Annotated in this window: 18 protein-coding genes; 7 read left to right on the forward strand and 11 right to left on the reverse strand. The window is 34.3% G+C overall.

What is annotated here, in order from left to right; genetic code table 11:
- Positions 1–4: 4 nt before the first annotated feature.
- Both GQ45_RS02415 and GQ45_RS02420 read right to left on the reverse strand, forming a co-directional pair.
- Positions 5–1,009: a glycosyltransferase family 2 protein gene (locus GQ45_RS02415; protein WP_047414786.1), complete on the reverse strand. Its 1,005-nt coding sequence runs from the start codon at positions 1,007–1,009 to the stop codon at positions 5–7.
- A gap of 92 nt (positions 1,010–1,101) precedes the next feature.
- On the reverse strand, positions 1,102–1,548 hold the full coding sequence (locus tag GQ45_RS02420; protein ID WP_047414788.1) for a type I restriction enzyme HsdR N-terminal domain-containing protein: 447 nt from the start codon (positions 1,546–1,548) through the stop codon (positions 1,102–1,104).
- A gap of 26 nt (positions 1,549–1,574) precedes the next feature.
- On the opposite strand from GQ45_RS02420, the gene holA reads away from it, so the two are divergent.
- Positions 1,575–2,573: a DNA polymerase III subunit delta gene (gene holA / locus GQ45_RS02425; protein ID WP_047414790.1), complete on the forward strand. Its 999-nt coding sequence runs from the start codon at positions 1,575–1,577 to the stop codon at positions 2,571–2,573.
- A 1-nt stretch (position 2,574) separates the two neighbouring features.
- Here the strand turns inward: holA and GQ45_RS02430 are convergent, their stop codons facing one another.
- From GQ45_RS02430 to uvrA, 5 genes are all read right to left on the reverse strand, one after another.
- Positions 2,575–2,952 (reverse strand): DoxX family protein, encoded by a 378-nt coding sequence (locus GQ45_RS02430; protein WP_047414792.1) that lies wholly within the window; start codon positions 2,950–2,952, stop codon positions 2,575–2,577.
- A 126-nt stretch (positions 2,953–3,078) separates the two neighbouring features.
- The gene (locus GQ45_RS02435; RefSeq protein ID WP_047414794.1) at positions 3,079–5,493 is read right to left on the reverse strand and encodes a thiamine pyrophosphate-dependent enzyme; all 2,415 of its coding nucleotides are present in this window, start codon (positions 5,491–5,493) and stop codon (positions 3,079–3,081) included.
- A gap of 162 nt (positions 5,494–5,655) precedes the next feature.
- A complete protein-coding gene (locus GQ45_RS02440; RefSeq protein ID WP_047414796.1) occupies positions 5,656–8,496 on the reverse strand; it encodes a metalloprotease in 2,841 nt (946 codons plus the stop codon).
- Positions 8,497–8,502: 6 nt separating this feature from the next.
- Positions 8,503–9,189: a TIGR00730 family Rossman fold protein gene (locus GQ45_RS02445; protein WP_047414799.1), complete on the reverse strand. Its 687-nt coding sequence runs from the start codon at positions 9,187–9,189 to the stop codon at positions 8,503–8,505.
- A gap of 33 nt (positions 9,190–9,222) precedes the next feature.
- Entirely contained in the window at positions 9,223–12,057 is a 2,835-nt protein-coding gene (gene uvrA / locus GQ45_RS02450) for an excinuclease ABC subunit UvrA (RefSeq protein WP_047414800.1), read from the reverse strand.
- Positions 12,058–12,176: 119 nt separating this feature from the next.
- Here uvrA and GQ45_RS02455 point away from each other — a divergent pair, with 119 nt between their 5' ends.
- Positions 12,177–12,704 (forward strand): hypothetical protein, encoded by a 528-nt coding sequence (locus GQ45_RS02455; protein WP_047414802.1) that lies wholly within the window; start codon positions 12,177–12,179, stop codon positions 12,702–12,704.
- A gap of 163 nt (positions 12,705–12,867) precedes the next feature.
- Positions 12,868–13,836 carry a DUF3887 domain-containing protein gene (locus GQ45_RS02460; protein ID WP_047414804.1) on the forward strand — a complete coding sequence of 323 codons (969 nt, stop codon included), beginning with the start codon at positions 12,868–12,870 and terminating at the stop codon, positions 13,834–13,836.
- A 118-nt stretch (positions 13,837–13,954) separates the two neighbouring features.
- Here the strand turns inward: GQ45_RS02460 and GQ45_RS02465 are convergent, their stop codons facing one another.
- From GQ45_RS02465 to GQ45_RS02470, 3 genes are all read right to left on the reverse strand, one after another.
- Positions 13,955–14,731 (reverse strand): TIGR03915 family putative DNA repair protein, encoded by a 777-nt coding sequence (locus GQ45_RS02465; RefSeq protein WP_047419935.1) that lies wholly within the window; start codon positions 14,729–14,731, stop codon positions 13,955–13,957.
- A 141-nt stretch (positions 14,732–14,872) separates the two neighbouring features.
- Positions 14,873–15,031 carry a hypothetical protein gene (locus GQ45_RS17950; protein WP_156125333.1) on the reverse strand — a complete coding sequence of 53 codons (159 nt, stop codon included), beginning with the start codon at positions 15,029–15,031 and terminating at the stop codon, positions 14,873–14,875.
- A gap of 26 nt (positions 15,032–15,057) precedes the next feature.
- On the reverse strand, positions 15,058–16,317 hold the full coding sequence (locus GQ45_RS02470; protein ID WP_047414806.1) for a putative DNA modification/repair radical SAM protein: 1,260 nt from the start codon (positions 16,315–16,317) through the stop codon (positions 15,058–15,060).
- Positions 16,318–16,438: 121 nt separating this feature from the next.
- On the opposite strand from GQ45_RS02470, the gene GQ45_RS02475 reads away from it, so the two are divergent.
- The 3 genes from GQ45_RS02475 (at position 16,439) to GQ45_RS02485 (ending at position 19,323) form a co-directional block, all read left to right on the forward strand.
- The gene (locus GQ45_RS02475) at positions 16,439–17,194 is read left to right on the forward strand and encodes a LexA family transcriptional regulator (RefSeq protein WP_047414808.1); all 756 of its coding nucleotides are present in this window, start codon (positions 16,439–16,441) and stop codon (positions 17,192–17,194) included.
- Between the two features lie 156 nt (positions 17,195–17,350).
- Positions 17,351–18,016, forward strand: coding sequence for a peptide-methionine (S)-S-oxide reductase MsrA (msrA, locus tag GQ45_RS02480; protein ID WP_047414810.1), 666 nt, complete (start codon positions 17,351–17,353; stop codon positions 18,014–18,016).
- A 395-nt stretch (positions 18,017–18,411) separates the two neighbouring features.
- Complete coding sequence (locus GQ45_RS02485; protein WP_047419937.1) at positions 18,412–19,323, forward strand: aldose epimerase family protein; 912 nt, start codon at positions 18,412–18,414, stop codon at positions 19,321–19,323.
- A 134-nt stretch (positions 19,324–19,457) separates the two neighbouring features.
- On the opposite strand, the gene GQ45_RS02490 is transcribed toward GQ45_RS02485, so the two are convergent.
- Positions 19,458–19,886 (reverse strand): Ohr family peroxiredoxin, encoded by a 429-nt coding sequence (locus GQ45_RS02490; protein ID WP_047414812.1) that lies wholly within the window; start codon positions 19,884–19,886, stop codon positions 19,458–19,460.
- A gap of 208 nt (positions 19,887–20,094) precedes the next feature.
- Here GQ45_RS02490 and meaB point away from each other — a divergent pair, with 208 nt between their 5' ends.
- Positions 20,095–21,171 carry a methylmalonyl Co-A mutase-associated GTPase MeaB gene (gene meaB, locus GQ45_RS02495; protein ID WP_047414814.1) on the forward strand — a complete coding sequence of 359 codons (1,077 nt, stop codon included), beginning with the start codon at positions 20,095–20,097 and terminating at the stop codon, positions 21,169–21,171.
- Positions 21,172–21,354 lie beyond the last annotated feature (183 nt).

A 21,354-nucleotide genomic window follows, 5' to 3' on the forward strand; every position in this document is an offset into this window, starting at 1 on the left:
TTCGTTAATCTTTTACTAAAATGTTAAACTTTCTTACATGATATACGAAATGAGACCATACAATGGATGTCGTTGCATAGTAATTAGGCATATATTTTGTTTTTTCTCGTTTTTTATAGATTTTAATAAAGTTTTTATAAAAACTCAAGTGTGCTCGCAAAATGGCAAAGCAATGACTAAACTTTCCTTGAAAAATAAATCTTAAGCCAGCAACACCGTCCAACAAAAGTCGAATGCATATAATTACAAATGCCTTTTTTCGAGGCAAGTTTTTCGTGATAGAATATAAAGAATTACGAAAGTTTAAATAGGTCTTTTTAGGGTTCATATTACTTAATGTAGAGCCCCCTAAATGATACACTTTTGAGGTGCCCACATATAAAATTTTATAACCGTGATTATGTGCTCGCCAACACAGATCAACTTCTTCTTGATGAGCGAAATAATCTTCATCAAAACCGTTCAATTCTTTAAAAACGGCGCTTTTGATAAACAGACAAGCACCTGTAGCCCAAAAAATTTCTCTAATGTCGTTGTATTGACCCTTATCTTTTTCTAGAGCCTGAAATATTCTTCCACGACAAAAAGGATAGCCCAGCTGATCAATAAAACCACCGGCTGCACCAGCATACTCGAAAAAATCTCTTTTTTTGTAATCTAAAATTTTAGGTTGAATGATAGCTACCTCTGGGTTGTTTTTAAAGGTATTTATGATTGGCTCTAACCAGTTTTCTGTAACTTCAACATCAGAATTCAGCAAACAATACAGCGGTGCGTCGACCTGCTTTAAGGCATCATTATATCCTTTTGCAAATCCGCCATTCGTTGCGTTTTGAATTATTTTTATTTCAGGATACTGTTGTTTTATGAATGAAATAGACTTATCGGTAGAGGCATTATCTGCTACATAAATGTCAGCATTTTTAGAATATTCATGCACGGAGGGTAAAAATTGCTCTAATAATTTTTCTCCATTCCAGTTTAATATAACAATAGCTATTTTCGACATGTATGATGAGCCCGAGACTTTCTAGGCCAAACTTAACAGTGTGGCCATACTTAGTACACACTTGGTTTAATTTAATTTTTTAAAGGCACAAATTAACGGCTAAAATCAGGAATTTCCTTTAAAAAGCAATATTTTTCTTGATCAAAATCCATTTTACAATAAAAATGCTGCAATCCGTTAGTGACCATTAAAAATTCAGCCCGTAATTGAAAATTATAGCTTGCTATTTGATCAAATGTAATTTGTGTTACCATTACTTCAGGAGCTTTACACTCTACCAATAGCGCTATGGTTCCGTCAGCTTTAAACACGATAATATCATATCGTTTTACTAAGCCATTAAGTTTTAGTTGTTTTTCTACATTGATAAGACTTAAAGGATATTTTTTTTGATCTAAAAGGTAGTGCACAACATGTTGTCGCACCCATTCTTCCGGTTGTAAAATGACAAACTTTTTACGAACAACATCAAAAATATAGATTTTATTTTCGCTATTTTTGAATCGAAAATTATAGCTAGGGAAGTTTAAAACTTGCATGTCACAAATTTGATGATTTTTTCTGAATGGATGAAGTAAAAAAAATAGTTAACGATATAAAAGCAAGAATTATAAAACCCATTTATTTCTTTATTGGGGAAGAAGCCTATTATATTGACAGGTTATCCGAATATATAGAAAAAAGCGTTTTAACCGAAGAAGAGCGCGGCTTTAACCAAATGGTCATGTATGGGAAGGAGTCTACTATTGAAGATATCATAAGCAATGCAAAACGATATCCCATGATGGCAGAGCACCAAGTTATTATTGTAAAAGAGGCACAACATTTAGCAAAATCTATAGATAAACTTATCCCATACGTTGAAAATCCGCAAGTAACAACCGTTTTAGTTTTTTGTTTTAAATATTCAAAACTCGATAAGAGAAAGAAAATATTCAAACTCATTCAAAAACATGGGGTTTTATTTGAAAGTAAAAAATTGTATGACAATCAGATTCCGGACTGGATTCGAAAAGTTTTATTAGGGAGCGGTTATTCTATTACCCCAAAAGCTGCTATTCTATTGGCGGAATTTTTAGGGAATGATTTAGGTAAAATTCATAACGAATTAGAAAAACTAAAAATTGTTATTTCAAAATCCCAAGAAATTACACCCGAAGTTATAGAACAAAATATAGGCATCAGTAAAGACTATAATAATTTTGAGCTTAAAAAGGCTTTAGGGGAACGAAATGTTATAAAGGTGACCAGAATCCTAAACTATTTTGCACAAAACCCAAAGGATAATCCATTTGTGGTCACCATTACGTTGCTCCACAGTTTTTTTACTCAATTACTGCAATATCATGGAATGAATGATCATAATCCAAAAAGTGTTGCCAGTGTTCTAGGTATACATCCTTTTTTTGTCACCGAATACCAAATTGCAGCGAAAAATTATCCCATGAAAAAGGTGAGCAGTATTATTGCTGATTTGCGTGAACTAGACATCAAAGGAAAAGGAGTGGGCGCTAATTTAGAACCCAAAGAACTGCTTAAAGAACTTTTGATAAAAATTATGTAACTTATTTTTTGTCAAAACTATATTTACCAGGACCAACCAGCATAATCACAACAAAAAAGGTTAAATAAAGTAGTGCCATTTCTTTCTTGGCTAAGGGATCTGCGCCGTGAGCAATAAAGGCCGCAACAGCCATAGTAATTGCCGCAGGTAGTGCGGCCCATCTGGTTTTGATGCCAATTATTATTAATATAGGACAAACAAGTTCACCTATTACAGCCAAAAAAAGTGAAGGGGCAGCACCAATCCCTATGGGGTCTCCAAATTGAATATCACCGCTGATTAAGTTTTGAAATTTAGGGATTCCGTGGGTGATCATTAAGACAGAAGGCACTATTCTTAAAAGTGCTAAACCGATATCATTACTTATTTTTTTTTGCATTACGGGGAGGTTTTGGGATAAATGTACTACAATTTTTCAACTTTTGACAAAAGAATAATGAGTTGTTACAAAACCATACTAAGGCCATACCTGCGTTTTGATTTTAAGCTATTAAAAAACAACTATTTACTTTAATTTAGGGTAATCCGAAGGATTAACTTCATGCATAATCCCGTATATTTTTTCAAAAATATCTTCTGCATTAGGCTTAGAAAAATAATCGCCATCTGTAGAATAGGAGGGTCTATGACTATTCGCTGTAAGTGTTTGAGGTGCACTATCCAAAAATTTGTAAGCCCCTTGCTTTTCTAGTATTTCTTGTAAAAGATAGGCAGAACATCCTCCTGGAACATCTTCATCAACAATTAAAAGTCTATTTGTTTTTTTAACACTTTTTAAAACGTCATGATCTAAATCAAAGGGTAATAAACTTTGTGCATCAATAACTTCAATGTCGATCCCGACCTCTCTTAATTCTTCTGCTACCTGAATGACAATTCGCAAGGTAGACCCATAGGATAAAACCGTAAGATCATTACCTGTTTTAATTGTTTCAACCAATCCAATAGGCGTGCAAACGTCACTCAAGTTAGTAGGTAATTCTTCTTTTAAACGATAGCCGTTTAAACACTCTATAACGATCGCTGGTTCATCACTTTGAAGTAGCGTATTGTAAAAACCAGCAGCTTTTACCATATTTCTTGGCACTAGAATATACATGCCTCGTAACAAATGAATAATACCACCCATTTGAGATCCAGAATGCCAAATACCTTCTAAACGATGGCCTCTTGTTCTAATGATTAAGGGTGCTTTTTGTTGCCCTACCGTTCTATACAATAAAGTAGCCAAATCATCACTCAAGGTCTGTAAGCCGTAAAGTACATAGTCTAAATATTGTATTTCCGCTATGGGTCTTAGACCTCTTAAGGCCAGACCAATCCCTTGGCCCACAATAGTAGCTTCTCGAATGCCAGTATCGGCAATTCTTAATTCGCCATATTTCGCTTGTAAGCCCTCTAAACCTTGGTTAACATCACCGATGGCACCCGTATCTTCCCCAAAAATTAATGCTTCTGGATATTTTGAGAATATGGCATCAAAGTTTTCTTTTAAAACTACTCTACCATCAACCTTTTCAGAAGTCTCGTCATAACAAGGTTTTACTTCTTTGACATTGGTAGCCTTATTGGGTAAATCACTATATAAATGCGAGCTAAATTTGGGCTGCATTTCTTTATAAAACTGATCAATCCATTCGGTTAACTCCGCCTTTGCTTCATTATTTTCACCTAGTAAGTATCGCAATACTTTTCTAGCTTTAGAGGCTAAATCTTTTTTGATAGGCTCATCGATAGCTATTAAATCATTTTTTATTTTAGCTATAAACGCTTTATTAGGACTGCTTGCTGAAATTTTTTCGAACAACTCAATTAAGGTTTTTTTAGCTTCTTTATGAGGTTCTAAAAATTCGTTCCAAGCTTCTTTCTTTGCATTTCTAACCTGCTTTTTAATATCTTTCTCAACGAGCTTAAGTTCTTCGTCAGTGGCAATGCCTATTTCAAGAATCCATTCTCTAAAACGCTTGTTACAATCATTTTCTCTTTCCCATGCTAAACGGTCTTCACTTTTATAACGTTCGTGAGAGCCAGAAGTAGAATGCCCTTGGGGTTGTGTAAGCTCTACCACGTGAATTAATACAGGAACATGTTCTTCTCTAGCGATATCAGCAGCATTTTCATAGGCATGGATAAGGGCAGTATAATCCCAACCATTTACCTTTAAAATTTCATAGCCTTTATCTTTTTCAGTTCTTTGAAAACCTTTTAAAATTTCAGAAATATCTTCTTTTGTAGTTTGGTGTCTTGCGTGAACAGAAATACCATAATTATCATCCCATACACTTATCACCATAGGTACTTGTAAAACACCTGCAGCATTGATAGTTTCAAAAAAGTGACCTTCACTAGTACTTGCATTGCCAATGGTTCCCCATGCCACTTCATTTCCATTGTTAGAAAAATTAGTGGTATCAATACCCTTAACATTTCTATATATTTTTGAAGCCTGAGCTAAACCTAAAAGTCTTGGCATTTGACCTGCAGTTGGCGATATATCTGCACTACTATTTTTTTGTGCCGTTAGGTCTTTCCACGAGCCGTCTTTATGTAAACTAGACGTTGCAAAATGACCTCCCATTTGTCGACCAGCACTCATAGGTTCTTTGGCTAAATCTGTTGTTGCATATAAACCATGGAAAAACTCTTTGGGGGTTAAATGCCCCAATGCCATCATAAAGGTTTGATCGCGGTAGTATCCACTTCTAAAGTCTCCATTTTTGAAGGAACGAGCCATAGCCAATTGAGGTAGTTCTTTACCGTCACCAAAAATACCAAACTTAGCTTTTCCAGTAAGTACTTCTCGTCTTCCAAGCAAACTACATTCTCTACTAAGTGTCGCTATTTCATAATCGTTGAGGATCTGAACTTTAAAATCATCAAAGGAAATATCATTGCTAGACTGTTGTAGATTAACTTTCATTTTTAATATTTATAATTTTTACAAAAATATCAAAATAGAATGAATTTCACAATCCTAAACTTGTTATAAATCTTTATGATTCTTTAAAATATCGTTATTATAAAGAGTTACAATTACCATATTTTTAAATAATAATTTAAAAACTGAGAATATCACAATGTTTTAGAACCATTTTCTAGTAAAAAGACTGGTAAGGGTTCTAGGACTTAAGGTTACTATAAAACGTATTTTTTGGCCATAATCTGGCTGTGCAATTTCCCAACCATTATTAGAATAAAAGGGTAAATACAATTCAAAATAATCGGTTACTAAATTTAAACGAACTCCGGCATCATACACAAATCTGGTAGTTTCATTTTTATTTTTTATGAGCCCAATATCGCCATAAGCTTCAATCCATCGCCAAACGCTTAAACTTGTGTTATTGGTAAACATAAAGTTATTGGCGAACGGATTTTCCAGTCTTGATTTAAAGCCACCCTCTGCAATTATAATTTGCTGACTGTAAATCCCTGAAGATTCTGATCTTCCCAAGTAATTATAATCAAACAAATAATCTGTAGGACGATCTAAGGCAAAACTAAAATAATCTGAATCTGTTTTATTGGTAATGAATTTTCCAGCAAAAAAACGAGTGTTGAACTGCATGTTATTTTCAAATAATTTGCGATATTCTAAATTGAAGGAAAGCTTACTGAAATTACCTGCATATTGTGCGTCGGCAAACCAAGAAAAGTAATTTATGATTCCATTTTTAAAACTAGAATAACGAACATTAAGCACACTATAATCAGGTGGCGTTTCTAATTCTTCTAAACCTTCTCCGATAGATCTAAAAATATTAACATGTCTAAATCTTAAAAAATCTCTACGATCAGATCTAAAATCATCAGGTCGCCATCCGAATACTACAGATGGTGTAATAGAGGTGTATCTTGAATTTTTTTGAAAGTGAAAGGAAGAAGCGTTTACTAGGTAATTGGATAAGTAAAAACCAGTTTTATTATGATATTTTCTAAATCCAAATCCGACGGATCCTACCAAAGCTTTTTCGTTTGTCGAATAACTAGGCGAGATATCATATAAAAAGGGTCGCTCTAAAAAGGTCTTATTATAAATCCTCATGGCCGGCGTTATGCCATCATAAAGATTAAAGCGCACCGTAGGAACATAAAATATTTGATTGTAAAATGGGTCTTCAGTATCTTTAAAAAACTGAAATTTTAATTTTTTGTTACTGGCTAACAAACCTCCTAAGGATTTCCAGTTATCCCGTTGATTAAATTCTGGAATTTTCTGATCGTAGTTGAGTACTAATTTATCCTCTCCTAATCTGGGAATGGTAAAGATTTTGGTACTATCAATGCCCGTAAACCAGTATTGCGACACCACCGAATCGTTTTTAAGACCAAATAGCGATATAGGTACCATCGTACCGGTTTTATTTTTTAGCGTAACCTGTAAGGAATCTGCGGTCTTGTATACTTTTTTAATTTTAAAATCAATTCTCTCGTTGGTGCTCACGTATTCATTTAAAAACCAAGAGATATCTTTATCGACATTGGTATCTAATATTTTTTCAAAATCTTTTGAAGATACAGGCCTAAGCTTATATTGCGCAAAAAAATCCTTGATACTTTTGTCCACTTTTTCTTTACCCACATAATTCCCTAAAAACGATAAGCCAGCTCCAGCTTTATAACGGTTTCCAATTTTTTGATTAAATTTTAATAGAGAATCATTAGAAGTCGTTAAAGGCTGATCTATATTTTTTCGAGCTGCATACATGTACAATAGCGGGTACTGCTCTGTAAACTTTATCTTAGCCAAGTTGTAACTTCTAAATCCCCAAATATTGGAAAGTTTTCCTAGTAGTTTTTGATCGGGATAATTCTCTTCAACATAGGATATCATCATATAATTGACCAAGGCGTCAATCACATATTTTTCTTTTCTAGGATCAAGAAAAAGGGTTTCAACAAGAAAACTATTTAAGGCTGTTTTTAAAAATTTTAATTCAAATTGAAATTGATTTTCATAAGGCCTAATAAAAGAGGGCAGTTGGTTAATGCCATAAAGAGGGTCTTTATTGTAATCTATAGTACTAACGAGTAAGTCTGTATGTGGAAAACTGCCTAAATGTTTGTAAATGTAATTTGCTACTTTATCTATGGCAATGGTTTTTGAGATTTCATCATATTTCGTGACGTTTATGTCGGTGGTAACCGTAATATGTTCTGTCTCGTGTTTTACAAAAAAATTATAGGGGGCTATAATTAAATCACAACTTTTTCTATAATCACCTCTTAGTTTAATTTCTATGGAATCTTCTAACTCTTCCTTAGTTTCTTTTTCAAAATTTGATATCAGAAACAGATTCTTGGGATAATTAAAAACCAGGTCTGTATTGGTAATTCCTGTATATAAATCTTCTAAATCTTTATTGGAGTACAAATGCCATTTGCCGTCATATACAGCAGGTGTTAAGTACCAATCTTTTAGGTAATACTCGTTTTTTTGACTGTATCCAAATAAGGTAAACTTGCTAGGGGGAAGTTGAACCTGGTAGGTTAAATTCAGAGTAGCATACTCGTTTGGAGCAAGCTTATGATTTAATTTAATTTTTAAAATATCCTCTTCAGCACCGCGTTCCCAAGCAACCATTGAAAATTTATCATCAACGATTCCGTAAATTTTGGTAAAGCCCCTTTCATCATCTTTGGCTAAATGAAAACTTTTTTTAAACTCTTCTTCGAATCGTTTGGCTAATGGTGTTTTTTTATTGCTGTAGGCATTGGCCCAATCGTTAAAATAGAGCACTTCTAAAGTGTCTTGTGAAGAATTAAAAAACTTAAATTCTTGAATTATATTAAGTGTTTTTGTGTCTCCCTTTAGGGTAGCGTTAATTTTATTACTATGCTGCGCAACACTCCACTGACCGAAAAAAAGCAGTACAGTGAAAAAAAGAATATTTAAAAAAAAAGTAAATTTCTTAAAAAACATACACACTTAAAAATTAGGACTATGTAGATGTCCTTTATAGAAATTATCGATTATTTCCACAATTTCTTCTTTTGTATCTACCAATTGAATAAGGTCTAAATCTTTAGGACTAATGTTTCCGGCCTTAAGCATCGTATTTTTTACCCAATCAAAAAGACCTTCCCAAAATTCAGTACCCACTAAAATAATGGGAAATTTTTCTATTTTATTGGTCTGGATTAAAGTGATGGCTTCAAAAAGCTCATCTAAAGTTCCAAAACCTCCTGGCATCACCACAAATCCTTGGCTATATTTAACAAACATCACCTTTCTCACAAAAAAATAATCAAAATCTAAACTTTTATCGCGATCAATATAAGGGTTGTCATGTTGTTCAAAAGGAAGGTCAATATTTAAGCCTACCGAAATTCCGCCTGCTAAATGTGCACCACGGTTGCCGGCTTCCATAATTCCAGGACCACCTCCGGTAATAATACCGTAACCAGCTTCTGCTATACTCTTGGCAACGTCAACTCCTAATTGATAATATTTATCTCCTTCTTTTGTTCGTGCGGAACCAAAAATAGAAACACAAGGACCAATCTGACTCATCTTCTCGTAGCCGTTAACAAATTCACCCATAATCTTGAACAAGGCCCAAGAATCATTTGTTTTTATTTCGTTCCAGCCTTTATGATGTTGCTCTTTTCTCATTTTTTAAAACTTATAACTTTTTGAAGCTAAGAATCACAAACCTAATTCTTTTCTCAGAAACTTTGCCGTATAACTCTTTTTATCTTTACTTAGTTCTTCAGGAGAACCTTTTGCAACAACCATGCCGCCGGCTTTCCCGCCTTCGTAGCCTATATCTATTAAATAATCGGCCATTTTTATCACATCCATATTGTGTTCTATGACTAGAATAGTATTCCCTTTATCAACGAGTACATTTAAGACTTCCATTAATACCCGAATATCTTCAAAATGAAGTCCTGTAGTGGGCTCATCTAAAATATAAAAGGTATTTCCTGTATCTCTTTTTGATAGCTCTGTAGCTAATTTAATACGCTGAGCTTCGCCTCCCGATAAGGTGGTTGATTGTTGCCCCAAAGAAATATAGCCTAAACCAACATCTTGTATTGTTTTTACTTTTCTATAAATTTTAGGAATTAACTCAAAAAATGCAACCGCTTCATTAATGGTCATATCTAAAACATCGGCAATAGATTTTCCCTTATACCGTATTTCTAGTGTTTCTCTATTAAAACGCTTGCCATTACAGGTTTCACATTCCACATAGACATCGGGTAAAAAATTCATTTCGATAACTCTGAGGCCACCCCCTTGGCAGGTTTCACAACGACCACCTTTAACATTAAAACTAAATCGGCCTGGTTTATAACCCCTTATGGCTGCTTCGGGAGTTTTGGTAAATAAGCTTCGTATTTCGCTAAAAACCCCTGTATAGGTTGCCGGGTTGGAACGAGGAGTTCTACCAATTGGCGATTGATTAATATCAATGACCTTATCGATATGCTCTAAGCCTGTAATTTTCTTGTATGGTTTTGGAATTTTGACACCATTAAAATAATGAGCGTTCATGATCGGATAAAGGGTTTCGTTTATTAAGGTAGATTTTCCACTACCAGAAACGCCTGTGACGCCTATAAGCTGTCCTAAAGGCAAGCTGATAGAAACGTTTTTTAAATTATTGCCGGTACAGCCGGTTAAAGTGATCGTTTTTCCGTTTCCTTTTCTTCGCGTTTTGGGGACTTCAATTTTTCGTTTTCCTGTGATATAGTCCGCAGTTAATGTATTGAATTTTTTTAAATCAGATGGTTTTCCTTCCGATATAATCTCTCCGCCATATTTACCCGCTCTAGGACCAATATCAATGACATGATCCGCTCTTTCAATCATATCTTTATCATGTTCAACCACAATAACAGAATTTCCTAAATCTCTTAGGGATTCTAAAGATTTTATCAAGCGTTCATTATCGCGTTGATGCAGGCCAATACTTGGTTCATCTAAAATATAGAGTACACCGACTAATTGTGAGCCTATTTGGGTTGCTAATCGAATACGTTGGGCTTCACCACCAGAAAGCGATTTTGAGTTGCGGTTCAATGACAAATAATCTAAACCTACATCTAACAAGAATTGAATTCTAGTACTAATTTCTTTAATGATTTCTTCCGCTATCTTCAGCTGATTTCCTTCAATTTTTTTAGGGAGATTTTTAAAGAACTGTGCTAGCTCGGTAATATCTAAATTTGCTAGTTCCGCGATGTTTTTTTCATCGACCTTGAAATTTAGGGATTCTTTACGCAACCTAGAGCCTGAGCAAGTGGGACATTCAATTTTGTCCATATACTCCTTAGCCCAACGTTTTAAGGAAGTAGAAGCAGCTTCATCGAACTGACTTTTTATAAAGTTAGCAATCCCTTCGTAATCAATTTTATACGTTCGCTTAACCCCTAAAGTTTTTGAATCAATGACAAAGGATTCGTTGGCACCATTTAAGAGCACCTGCAAGGCTTCTATTGGTAGTTTATCAATAGGGTCGCTCAGCTCAAAGTTGTAACGTTGTGCAATGGTTTCAATTTGCTTAAAAGCCCAAGATTTTTTATAAGGACCAAGCGGAGCAATACCACCAGCCTTAATAGATAATTTTCTATCAGGAAAAATCTTGGCTTCATTTACTTCATAAATATGACCCAAACCGCTGCAATCTGGACACATGCCCTTGGGCGAATTAAATGAAAAAGTATTTGGCTCAGGATTTGGATAGGATATACCGGTAGTAGGACACATTAAATCACGACTAAAATAACGCGCTATTTTCTCGTCCTCCTCTAAAACCATTAAAACATTTTCACCGCTATACATAGCCGTATTTATCGATTCTGCTAAACGTTTATCAAAATCTTCGGTATCTATAACTTTTAATCGATCAATAACAATTTCAATATCGTGAACCTTATAGCGGTCTACTTTCATGCCTTTGACGATATCTTTTACTTCGCCATCGACACGTACTTTGACGAAGCCTTGTTTTGCTATTTGCTCAAACAGTTCTCGATAATGCCCTTTTCTAGATTTAATAACAGGCGCTAAAATATTTATTTTTTTAGAGAGGTATTCACTTTTAATTAATTCACGAATTTGATCGTCTGTATAACTAACCATCTTTTCGCCGGTATTATAGCTATAGGCATCACCTGCCCTGGCAAATAATAGACGTAAAAAATCGTAAATCTCGGTAATTGTACCAACGGTAGATCTCGGTGATTTTGATGTGGTTTTTTGTTCAATGGCAATGACCGGTGAAAGTCCGTCTATTTTATCCACATCAGGGCGTTCTAGTCCACCTAGAAATTGTCGTGCGTAGGCAGAAAAAGTTTCGATATAGCGGCGTTGACCTTCTGCATAAATTGTATCGAAAGCAAGCGACGACTTACCACTGCCAGAAAGACCTGTAATCACTACAAGTTTTTCTCTGGGAATGGTAATATCAATATTTTTAAGGTTGTGAACGCGAGCGCCTTTTACCTCAATATTTTCTTCGTAATTTATCATTTTCTATAGCAAAGTTGCAAAAATACAATTTTGACTACGAAAACAGTAATTCATTTGATTTAGTTTTTTGACAATTGAAAAGCTTAACATAAATTAGCATTTAGAACTAAAATTTAAAGATGCAATTATTAGGAATTGGCTCGCGAATACTACATCCTGAACTTGGAAAAGGAGTGGTAACAAATGTAACCTCCAAACATTATTGGGTTACTTTTATAGAAAAAGGCTTAGAAACGATTGAATTGGATGCAGAATTTGAGGTTATTGAGGCTTTGGAGGATGATGTTGATACCATCAGTTTCTCGGAAGTGGAGCAATCATTAATTACTATTTTAAGAAAATGGAGTGATGTGAGTGCTGTAACACCCATAGCAGACAAGTGGAAAGGTGGAACACTAGTGTTACAACCTAGTGATGCTCATTTATCAAACAAAGAAATTCCCATAGATACGTTCTTTCATAAAATTGTTATGGTTCGTGATCGCATTCGGGTGATGGAGCAAAAGATAAATGCCAGCAAAAACCTTGACGACCAAGAAAAAGTTGACTTACAACAATACCTTACGAGAATTTATGGAAGTTTAACGACGTTTAATGTGTTATTCAAAAACCAAAGTGACCATTTTGTTGGAGATAAATCTAAATAATTTAGTGTTGGTTGATCGTTTATTGTTGGTAGTAACTACATGGTAAAAAATTGACAAACGACAACTTTCAATATAGAGATTAGGGCTCTAACAGCCGAGTTTCAAGAGCTTCAAATGATGCTAATGTGTCTGTATCATTGTTTTGAAATAGTAAAAAATAGATATGAAATATGTAATCTTAAATATTTTTTTAATGACTTCTTTATTCTGTTTCTCACAAACGAAACAGAAAATTTATAATGAAGTTGCTTCTGAGTTCCAATCTAAATTTAATGGTGAGAATTATGAAGGTATTCATAATATGTTAAATGATGTGATGAAGAGTATTATTTCTAGGAGTGAAATAATTGATTTTTTAAATTCAGTTAGGTCTAATTTTGGAACCATAAAAAAGATGGACTTTTATGGAGTAAATAATTCAGCTTATGTTTATCGAAGCAATTTTGAAAATGGCATTGTCGATATTTCATTTTCCTTAAATAAAAACAGCGAAATTACTTGTTTATTTATCCCAAGAAATAATATTGAAAATTCTTCAGTCTTAAAAAGAAATACTACTAAAATGATTTTTCCATTCAAGGAAGAATCTTTTGTCTATTGGGGTGGGGAAACCATAGAACAAAATTACCACATGGCTGATTTGAGCCAGCAATATGCGCTTGATATATTAATGGTTTCGGATGGTACACCATATAAAGGGAATCCAGAAAAAAATGAAAGTTATTTTATTTTCGGTAAAGACATTATTGCACCTTGTGATGCCAAGGTTGTAAAAGTAATAGATGGGATTGAAGATAATGTTCCAGGAAAATTAAATAAGAATGAAATTACTGGAAATACCATAGTTCTAGAAACAGCTAGTAAAGAATACTTGCTGTTTGGCCACATCAAAGCTAACTCAATTTTATATAAAGAAGGAGATTTGGTTGAACAGGGTCAGGTAATCGCTCGATGTGGTAATTCTGGAAATACAACTCAAGCTCATTTACATTTTCAGCTTCAAAATACGGATGAATTATGGAATACTATTGGCGCAAAAATTTATTTTGATGAAGTAATTGTTAATGGTGAAACAAAAAAGGATTATATGCCAAAAAAAGAAGATTTTGTAAGAAACAAAAAAGACTTTTAGAGTAAAAAAATTCACAACATCGGCTATAAATAATTGATTACTTAACCTCTAAATGCAAATAAATAAAAAATCTATAGCCCTGACTGTTTGATATTAGTACCCGTATCAAATAAGGAACTTATACCGCTTGTTTCTTTTCGCTTAAGTATTTCCAATACCGGGTAGGAACATGTTGTTGGTGTAATTTTAGATTGATACGCGATTTAATGTTCGTACTTTTAAAGTAGGTATTCCAAAGCTCTTGGTAGTCATGCTCTGTAGGGGTAAAGACATTACTTTTATGTATGCTGTTGGTTTGCATTTCATTTAAATCAAGAGTTACTAGTTCAACAGATTTTAGGTCATAAAACAATCCGTATTTTCGTTTCACATCATAAATAAGCCATTGTTGATCTGCATAGCGCGAACGAAAATGTTTTGAAATTAAAGGCAATACATCAAAATCGGGCTCAATAGGAGCAAAATAAATACCATCTTTCGTAAGTTGAAAACGTACAAAGGCCTCCATTCTATGTTTTTCTCGTCCTACGGATTTTGCAATCTGGCAGGTACGCAATACAATATCATCTGAGAAATTTAGATGCATGAATTCGGTTTTAGAGAATAGCTTTTGAATATAGTGATAGAGTAGTAGTTCCCTATTTTTTGTTTCACTTAAAAACGTAAAATAAATATTTTTAATGGCTACGGTACTTTTCTTTTCTATACCGCTCCAAACGCGTTTAGCTTTATCCATTTCCGTAAATACAATTTCGGTTTCTGAAAATAACCCTCTTTGCACATCAGAATTCCTTTGCATATCAGCCACTTGAATTTTTTCTTCAAAAGCCTTAAATACACAGGTTAAAAAGCCATTAAAACTTCCATCATAAATTAAAATTTTTGCTTCTTTCATAGTATGGGTTTTTATATTTCTAATCTCTTTTCTGCTTTCTCGAGTGGTTTTCATTTCGTAATCCAAAACACCATGTAACGCCTTGTGAATAAAAAGGCTAGGTGTCAGGCTCGTGAGCTAATTAAATTTAGAATTCACTTTTTAATCCAAAAGTCTTTGATAGTTATTTCTTTTGCAATTATTTGGATTTAAAGGCCTTCGCCATAATTTTTTAAGGGCACTTTTCCATTCAACGATACTATATCCAATACTTAAAATACTGTTTTGTGTTTTTTCTATATAGAAGAAGGTCTTTTTCATTTTGGTCGTTTTTGTACTTTATTGTTTTAGTTGAATAAGGATAATTGCGTACTGTATTGATTTCTAAATTTCCCTTGTGAATTTTGTAAAATCAAGCTTTTAATTTGAGATGATTGTAAATCTTGATGCCTGTAACTAGTGTCACAAATCATAAAATACTTAGCCCTGTTTAAGGCCACACCGATTTTTTTAAGATGTTCCCAATTTAGTTTTCTAAATTTTCTAGCTTGTATAATTTTATGAACAGAATACATCCCTAAGCCAGGAATTCGAGCTAACATTCTAGGTTCGGCAGTATTTACATCGATAGGGAATTCATTTAAATTTCTAAGGGCCCAACCTAATTTAGGATCTACATCAACATCTAAATTGGGATGATTTTGATTCAAGAGCTCATGAACACTAAAACCGTAAAATCGAAGCAACCAATCGGTTTGATAAAGTCTATTTTCACGTAACATAGGTACCTGAGACCCTATAGCAGGCAAGCGTACATCGTTAGCCACGGGAACATAAGCAGAGTAGTAGACCCGCTTCATTTGATAGGTTTTATAATAATGCACTGCGGAGTACATAATATCCTTATCTGATTCCCCTGTGGCTCCAATAATCATCTGTGTGCTTTGACCTGCGGGAGCATATGTAGGTGTACTTTTTATAATTTTTCTGTCCGCTTGGTATTGAATGATTTCATTCTTAACTTTTAACATGGGCTTTGTAAAGTCTTCATGTTTTTTGTCTGGAGCCAATAATTTTAAGCCAGAAATGGTGGGAACTTCAATGTTTACCGATAAGCGATCGGCATACAAACCTGCTTCGCGCATGAGTTCGTCACTGGCGCCGGGAATCGATTTTAAATGAATATAGCCATTAAAATTCTCTTCTAATCGTAGTTTTTTTGCCACAGCCACTAAGCGTTCCATGGTATAGTCGGGAGTTTTAAAAATTCCAGAACTTAAGAAAAGACCTTCAATATAATTTCTTCGATAAAAATTAATCGTTAAATCCACCACTTCTTGAATCTTGAATGCAGCTCTTTCTACATCGTTACTTTTTCTAGTTACACAGTAGGCACAATCAAAAATGCAATGATTGGTTAAAAGAATCTTCAACAAAGAAACACAACGACCATCCTCGGTGTACGAATGGCAAATGCCTATGCCCGAACTATCGCCTAAACCATTGTTGGTATTCTTGCGTTTACTGCCACTGCTAGAACATGACACATCATATTTGGCAGCATCTGCTAAAATGTTCAACTTTTGTTTTATACGTTCAAAATTCATATGCTGTGTTTGTAACAATTCCAAAATTATGGAATATATCCTAATTATGGAAATATTCCATATAATATTTTGGATATATTCCAAAAAGTGTATATTTGAGGAGAATAGAAGGCATACACTTATGGAAAACGAAATAACATTAAAGCGATTTATTGAAGTACGACGCGACTTAGGCTATACGCAAGCGGAGTTTGCTACTCTTTTAGGGGTTTCGAATACCACAGCAGATATTGAACGTGGAAGAACAAAACTTTCAGGAAAAATTGTGGTGGAGTTATTTAAGCAATTTAAAATAAATCCGCTTTGGTTATTTGGCGATAGTGAGCATAAATATTTGGAAAGCTCAAATACTAGCGTAATTCCAAAAGTTGTAACGGTCGACATGTCTGATAATGAAAATATGGTTTTAGTAAATGCTAAAGCTGCTGCGGGATATCCTCAAAACATTCAAGATGTTAGTTGGTACCAACAATTACCTGCTTTTGATTTGCCAATTCCAGAATTTAGAAATGCGACCTACCGTGGTTTTCAAGTGGAAGGAGACAGTATGTTACCTAATTTAAAACCTGGCGAGTGGGTGCTTGCAAAAGCAATTGAACACATAGATGATGTCAGTCCCAATAAAATATACGTCGTAGTGCTACAAGATGCTGTTTTGGTAAAAAAGGTAATTAAAAAACCTAACTCCAATAACGTTACCTTAGTTTCTTTAAACGAAAGCTATCCGCCTTACGAGATTAAGCCATTTCAAATACAAGAAATCTGGCAGGTGAATAGTAAAATAACCTTTGGCGTTGATGCCACTACCGAAACTGGACTATTGCGTCAGTTGCAAGAATCAATGGAGGAGTTAAAAAGTCAGCTTAAAAAAGATTAAAAACAACATTAAATTCAGCAGAGGTTGATTTTAAAGGGGTGGAGTATTTCTAATTTTACCTGTAAACTTTATTTTTTAGTTAAAATTTAACACCCTTAGCACTAACAACATCGTAAGTATTCTTATATTTTTACTACCAAAAGAAAAAAATAAACTATGAAAATTATTAAAATAACAGCATCCTTGTTTTTTGCACTTTTAACAACCAGTTGCAATTCTAAAAACAAACAAACGGCAGAAAATACGTCAGAGAAGGCCACCACCCAGCAAGACTTGTCAAACTATGAAACTGCTTATTTCGCTAGCGGCTGTTTTTGGTGTGTAGAAGCTGTTTTTGAAAGTGTAAAAGGCGTTCAAGAAGTAATTTCAGGTTATGCCGGTGGTAAGGAAAAAAACCCAACCTACGAGCAAGTGAGTTACGGCAGAACCACACATGCCGAGGCTGTAAAAGTATATTACGATCCTAAGGTAATTTCTTTTGAAACTTTAGTAAAGGTATATTTTGGCTCGCATGACCCCACTACTGTAAACGGTCAAGGCCCCGATATGGGCAAACAGTATCGTTCAATTGCCTTTTATAAAAACGATACAGAAAAGAAAATTATTGAAAACTATATGGCTAAGCTAAAAGCAGATAAGGTTTATAGTAAGCCCTTAGCGACCGAAGTGACTCAGTATAGTATTTTTTATGACGCGGAAGGGTACCACCAAGATTATGAAAAAAACAATCCGAATAACGGGTACATTAGAAATGTTTCTGTCCCTAGACTAAAGCGTTTTCAAAGTAAATATCCTGAATTATTAAAGGAGGGTTCTCATTAATTTATCGAAAACCACCGCACTATATTTAGCATTAATATTCCTTTTTTTAGCCATTTAAAATTCTTTAAATAAAATAGCGCTAAAATTTATAATTTGCGCCATTAGTAAGGGATTAGGAACGAAGCTTTGAATTTTTACCGGGGAATAAGAAACATCAATCTTAGGTTTATCCGCTTCCATAGCTTTGGCAGATAACATGGCGTAGGGAACTGCATCAGTGCTATTTTTGGGATCAAGGTTCGTTTTATTTCCTTATATCCTTTTCTATTATGGCTCCATGCAACACATTTAATGTGTTACAAAACTTTAAAAATTTGTGGATAGTCTTTTTAATAAGGTAAGGCTAAAAAGGGGTGTTGGAAAATAGTTTAAATTCGCAACTTAAATTGTTTAAATTGAAACAAATTACCCTAAAAAATAAGCATACTGAATTAACCGTATTAGATTACGGGGCTATAATTCAAAAGTTAGTCGTCCACGACAAAAATGGTCATCCAACAAATGTAGTTCTTGGGTATGAAAATCCCGAACAATACCTTCAGAACCCGAATTATTTAGGGGCATGTATTGGGCGTTATGCCGGCAGAATAAGCAAGGGTGAATTCTCACTTGAAGGCAAAAATTACAAGTTATTTAGTAAAAATGGAATTCACCTTCACGGAGGAAAAACTGGTTTTGACCAAAAGCAATTTACCATTGAAGAAGTACATCAAGAGGAAGAACCTTTTGTAAAACTATCGTATTTGAGTACGGATATGGAAGAAGGCTATCCAGGTAATTTAAAACTCTATGTTACCTATAAACTTATAGCCAATGAAGTACATATGATTCATGAAGCCTATACAGATAAAACCACAGTTGTTAATGTAACCAATCACTCCTATTTTAAATTAGATGCTGTAGATAATGTAAACCATTACGAGCTCTATATTAATAGCATTGGATTCATTGACATGGATGCTAAATTACTACCCACAGGTAATTTATTAGCTGTTCAAAATACCAAATTCGATTTTTTGAAAGCCAAAAAAATAAACGGTGTGGCCCTAGATTCTCCTTTTGCCATAAACCCCATAAAGCCAGTAATCGCAAGTGCTTTTTCTGAAATTTCTGGAATTTTTATGGAAGTAGAAACCAATCAAAAATGTGTGGTTGTTTATACGCCATCCAGCACTGCTGCTATTTGTTTTGAAACTCAAAATTATCCTGATGCGCCCAATCATTCAAATTTTCCATCTAGTGTTTTAAAACCCAATGAAACGTATAAAAACGAATCTATTTTTAGATTTTCTGTACGTGCATCGTAGCGTGTCGAATTATCTATATTAGCTCTATTTTTATAGGCTTGCTAAAAGGATCTACTACTAACGTTTTTAAATAAAAAGCCGTCTAAAACAATTGTTGTTGACGGCTATTATAAATGAATTTAAATTCAATATTGTTACTCTTCTAATAACAAATTGAGCTTTACCGTAATGTTATCTCTGGTCGCTTTACTGTAAGGGCAAATTTCATGGGCTGCATTCACTAATTTCTCACCCATATCTTTATCTACAGTTGGTAAATAAGAGTCTAGGGTAGCTTTAATGATAAAGCCACCATCTTCATCTTTTTGAAAGGCAACCACCGCAGTTACACTGAAATCGCCTAAATCCTCTACCTTATGATCCTTGGCTACGGCTTGAACGGCACCAGCAAAACAGGTGGCATAAGCAGCGGCAAAAAGTTGTTCTGGATTGGTATATTTTTCTTCTGTAGTATCCTTACCATTAGGCATTTTAACATCAAAATCTATTAATCCGCCTTCACTAGTTACGTGACCGCTTCTGCCGCCTTTATTTGTTGCGCTTGATTTAAATATTGTCTTCATTTGTTGTACATTTAAAATTACGTCATAATATAGGCATAGATATTTAGCTTAGAAAAAATGAATTATTAAATTTGTGTGAATATTTATAAATCTTATAGAAATTAGAATAAAATAGTGATCATCACTATGCAGCTAATGACAAGGACACCGTTGAAATAAGCTGTGGCATGTACTTATTAAAATACCTGTTTTAATTAACACGAATCTTTTGAAAAAAAAACATCCTATATCGGCATTAGAGGAGAAAGATGGAGTAAAGGCTCCTGAAATTTTTAGTGCCAATTCTATCTCAAAAATTAAAAGTTCTAGAAAGGCACAACCCAGTGCAGCCGAATTAATTGAAGGAATCACAAAAGGAAATAAAACGGCTTTAAGCAGAGCAATTACTTTAATAGAAAGTAAAAATCAAACACACCACCAAAAGGCAAATACCATCATTGACGCCTGTTTACAAATCAAAAAAAACACCTTGCGTATTGGTATTACTGGTGTTCCAGGCGTAGGTAAAAGTACATTTATTGAAGTTTTTGGGATGTATTTAAGCTCATTGGGAAAAAAAGTAGCTGTTTTAGCGGTCGATCCTACGAGTACTTTAAGTAAAGGAAGTATTCTAGGAGATAAAACTAGAATGGAGGCTTTAGTCAAGAATGAAACTGCTTTTATAAGGCCCTCTCCTTCTGGTGAGTCTTTAGGCGGTGTGGCTCGTAAAACGAGAGAAAGTATCGTGTTATGTGAAGCTGCAGGATTTGATATCATCTTAATTGAAACCGTCGGCGTTGGGCAAAGTGAAACCGCAGTTCATAGCATGGTTGACTTTTTTTTATTGCTCAAATTAGCTGGTGCAGGTGATGAATTGCAGGGAATCAAAAGGGGAATTATGGAAATGGCAGACCTCATTGCCATAAACAAGGCTGATGGAGAGAATAAACAAGCTGCAAATATAGCCAAGGTAGAATTTAATAGGGCTTTACACTTATATCCCCCGAAAGACAATGGATGGACACCCCAAGTACTACAATGTTCTGCCTTAGAAAATACTGGGATTGAGGAAATTTGGCAAACAATTCAAGGCTACTTAAATGAAACTAAAGCCTTTTTCAACGAAAAACGCAAGCAACAAAATAAATACTGGCTGCTACAAACGATTGATGACCAGCTAAAAACAAATTTTTACCGCAACGAAAAAGTAACTTCGGAACTTAGTCTATTAACAGAAAAAGTAATGAATAATAAAATTTCTCCTTTTATTGCAGCGGAGCAATTATTGCGTATGCATCAAAAATGAACAAATTTTTAATAGCGAATTACTTGGATTTACCCAGGTATAATTTTCCTCAATTTGATTCGGAAACATCAAATCGAAAATCTTTCAAATTGTATTTAACTAAGTGCTAAAATATCCCAATACAATTTTTTAAATCGATCCTAAGCTGCTACTTATGAGTTTTATGGGGTACTTTCGAAGGCT

It is taken from the genome of Cellulophaga sp. Hel_I_12 (assembly GCF_000799565.1).
Lineage (GTDB): Bacteria > Bacteroidota > Bacteroidia > Flavobacteriales > Flavobacteriaceae > Cellulophaga.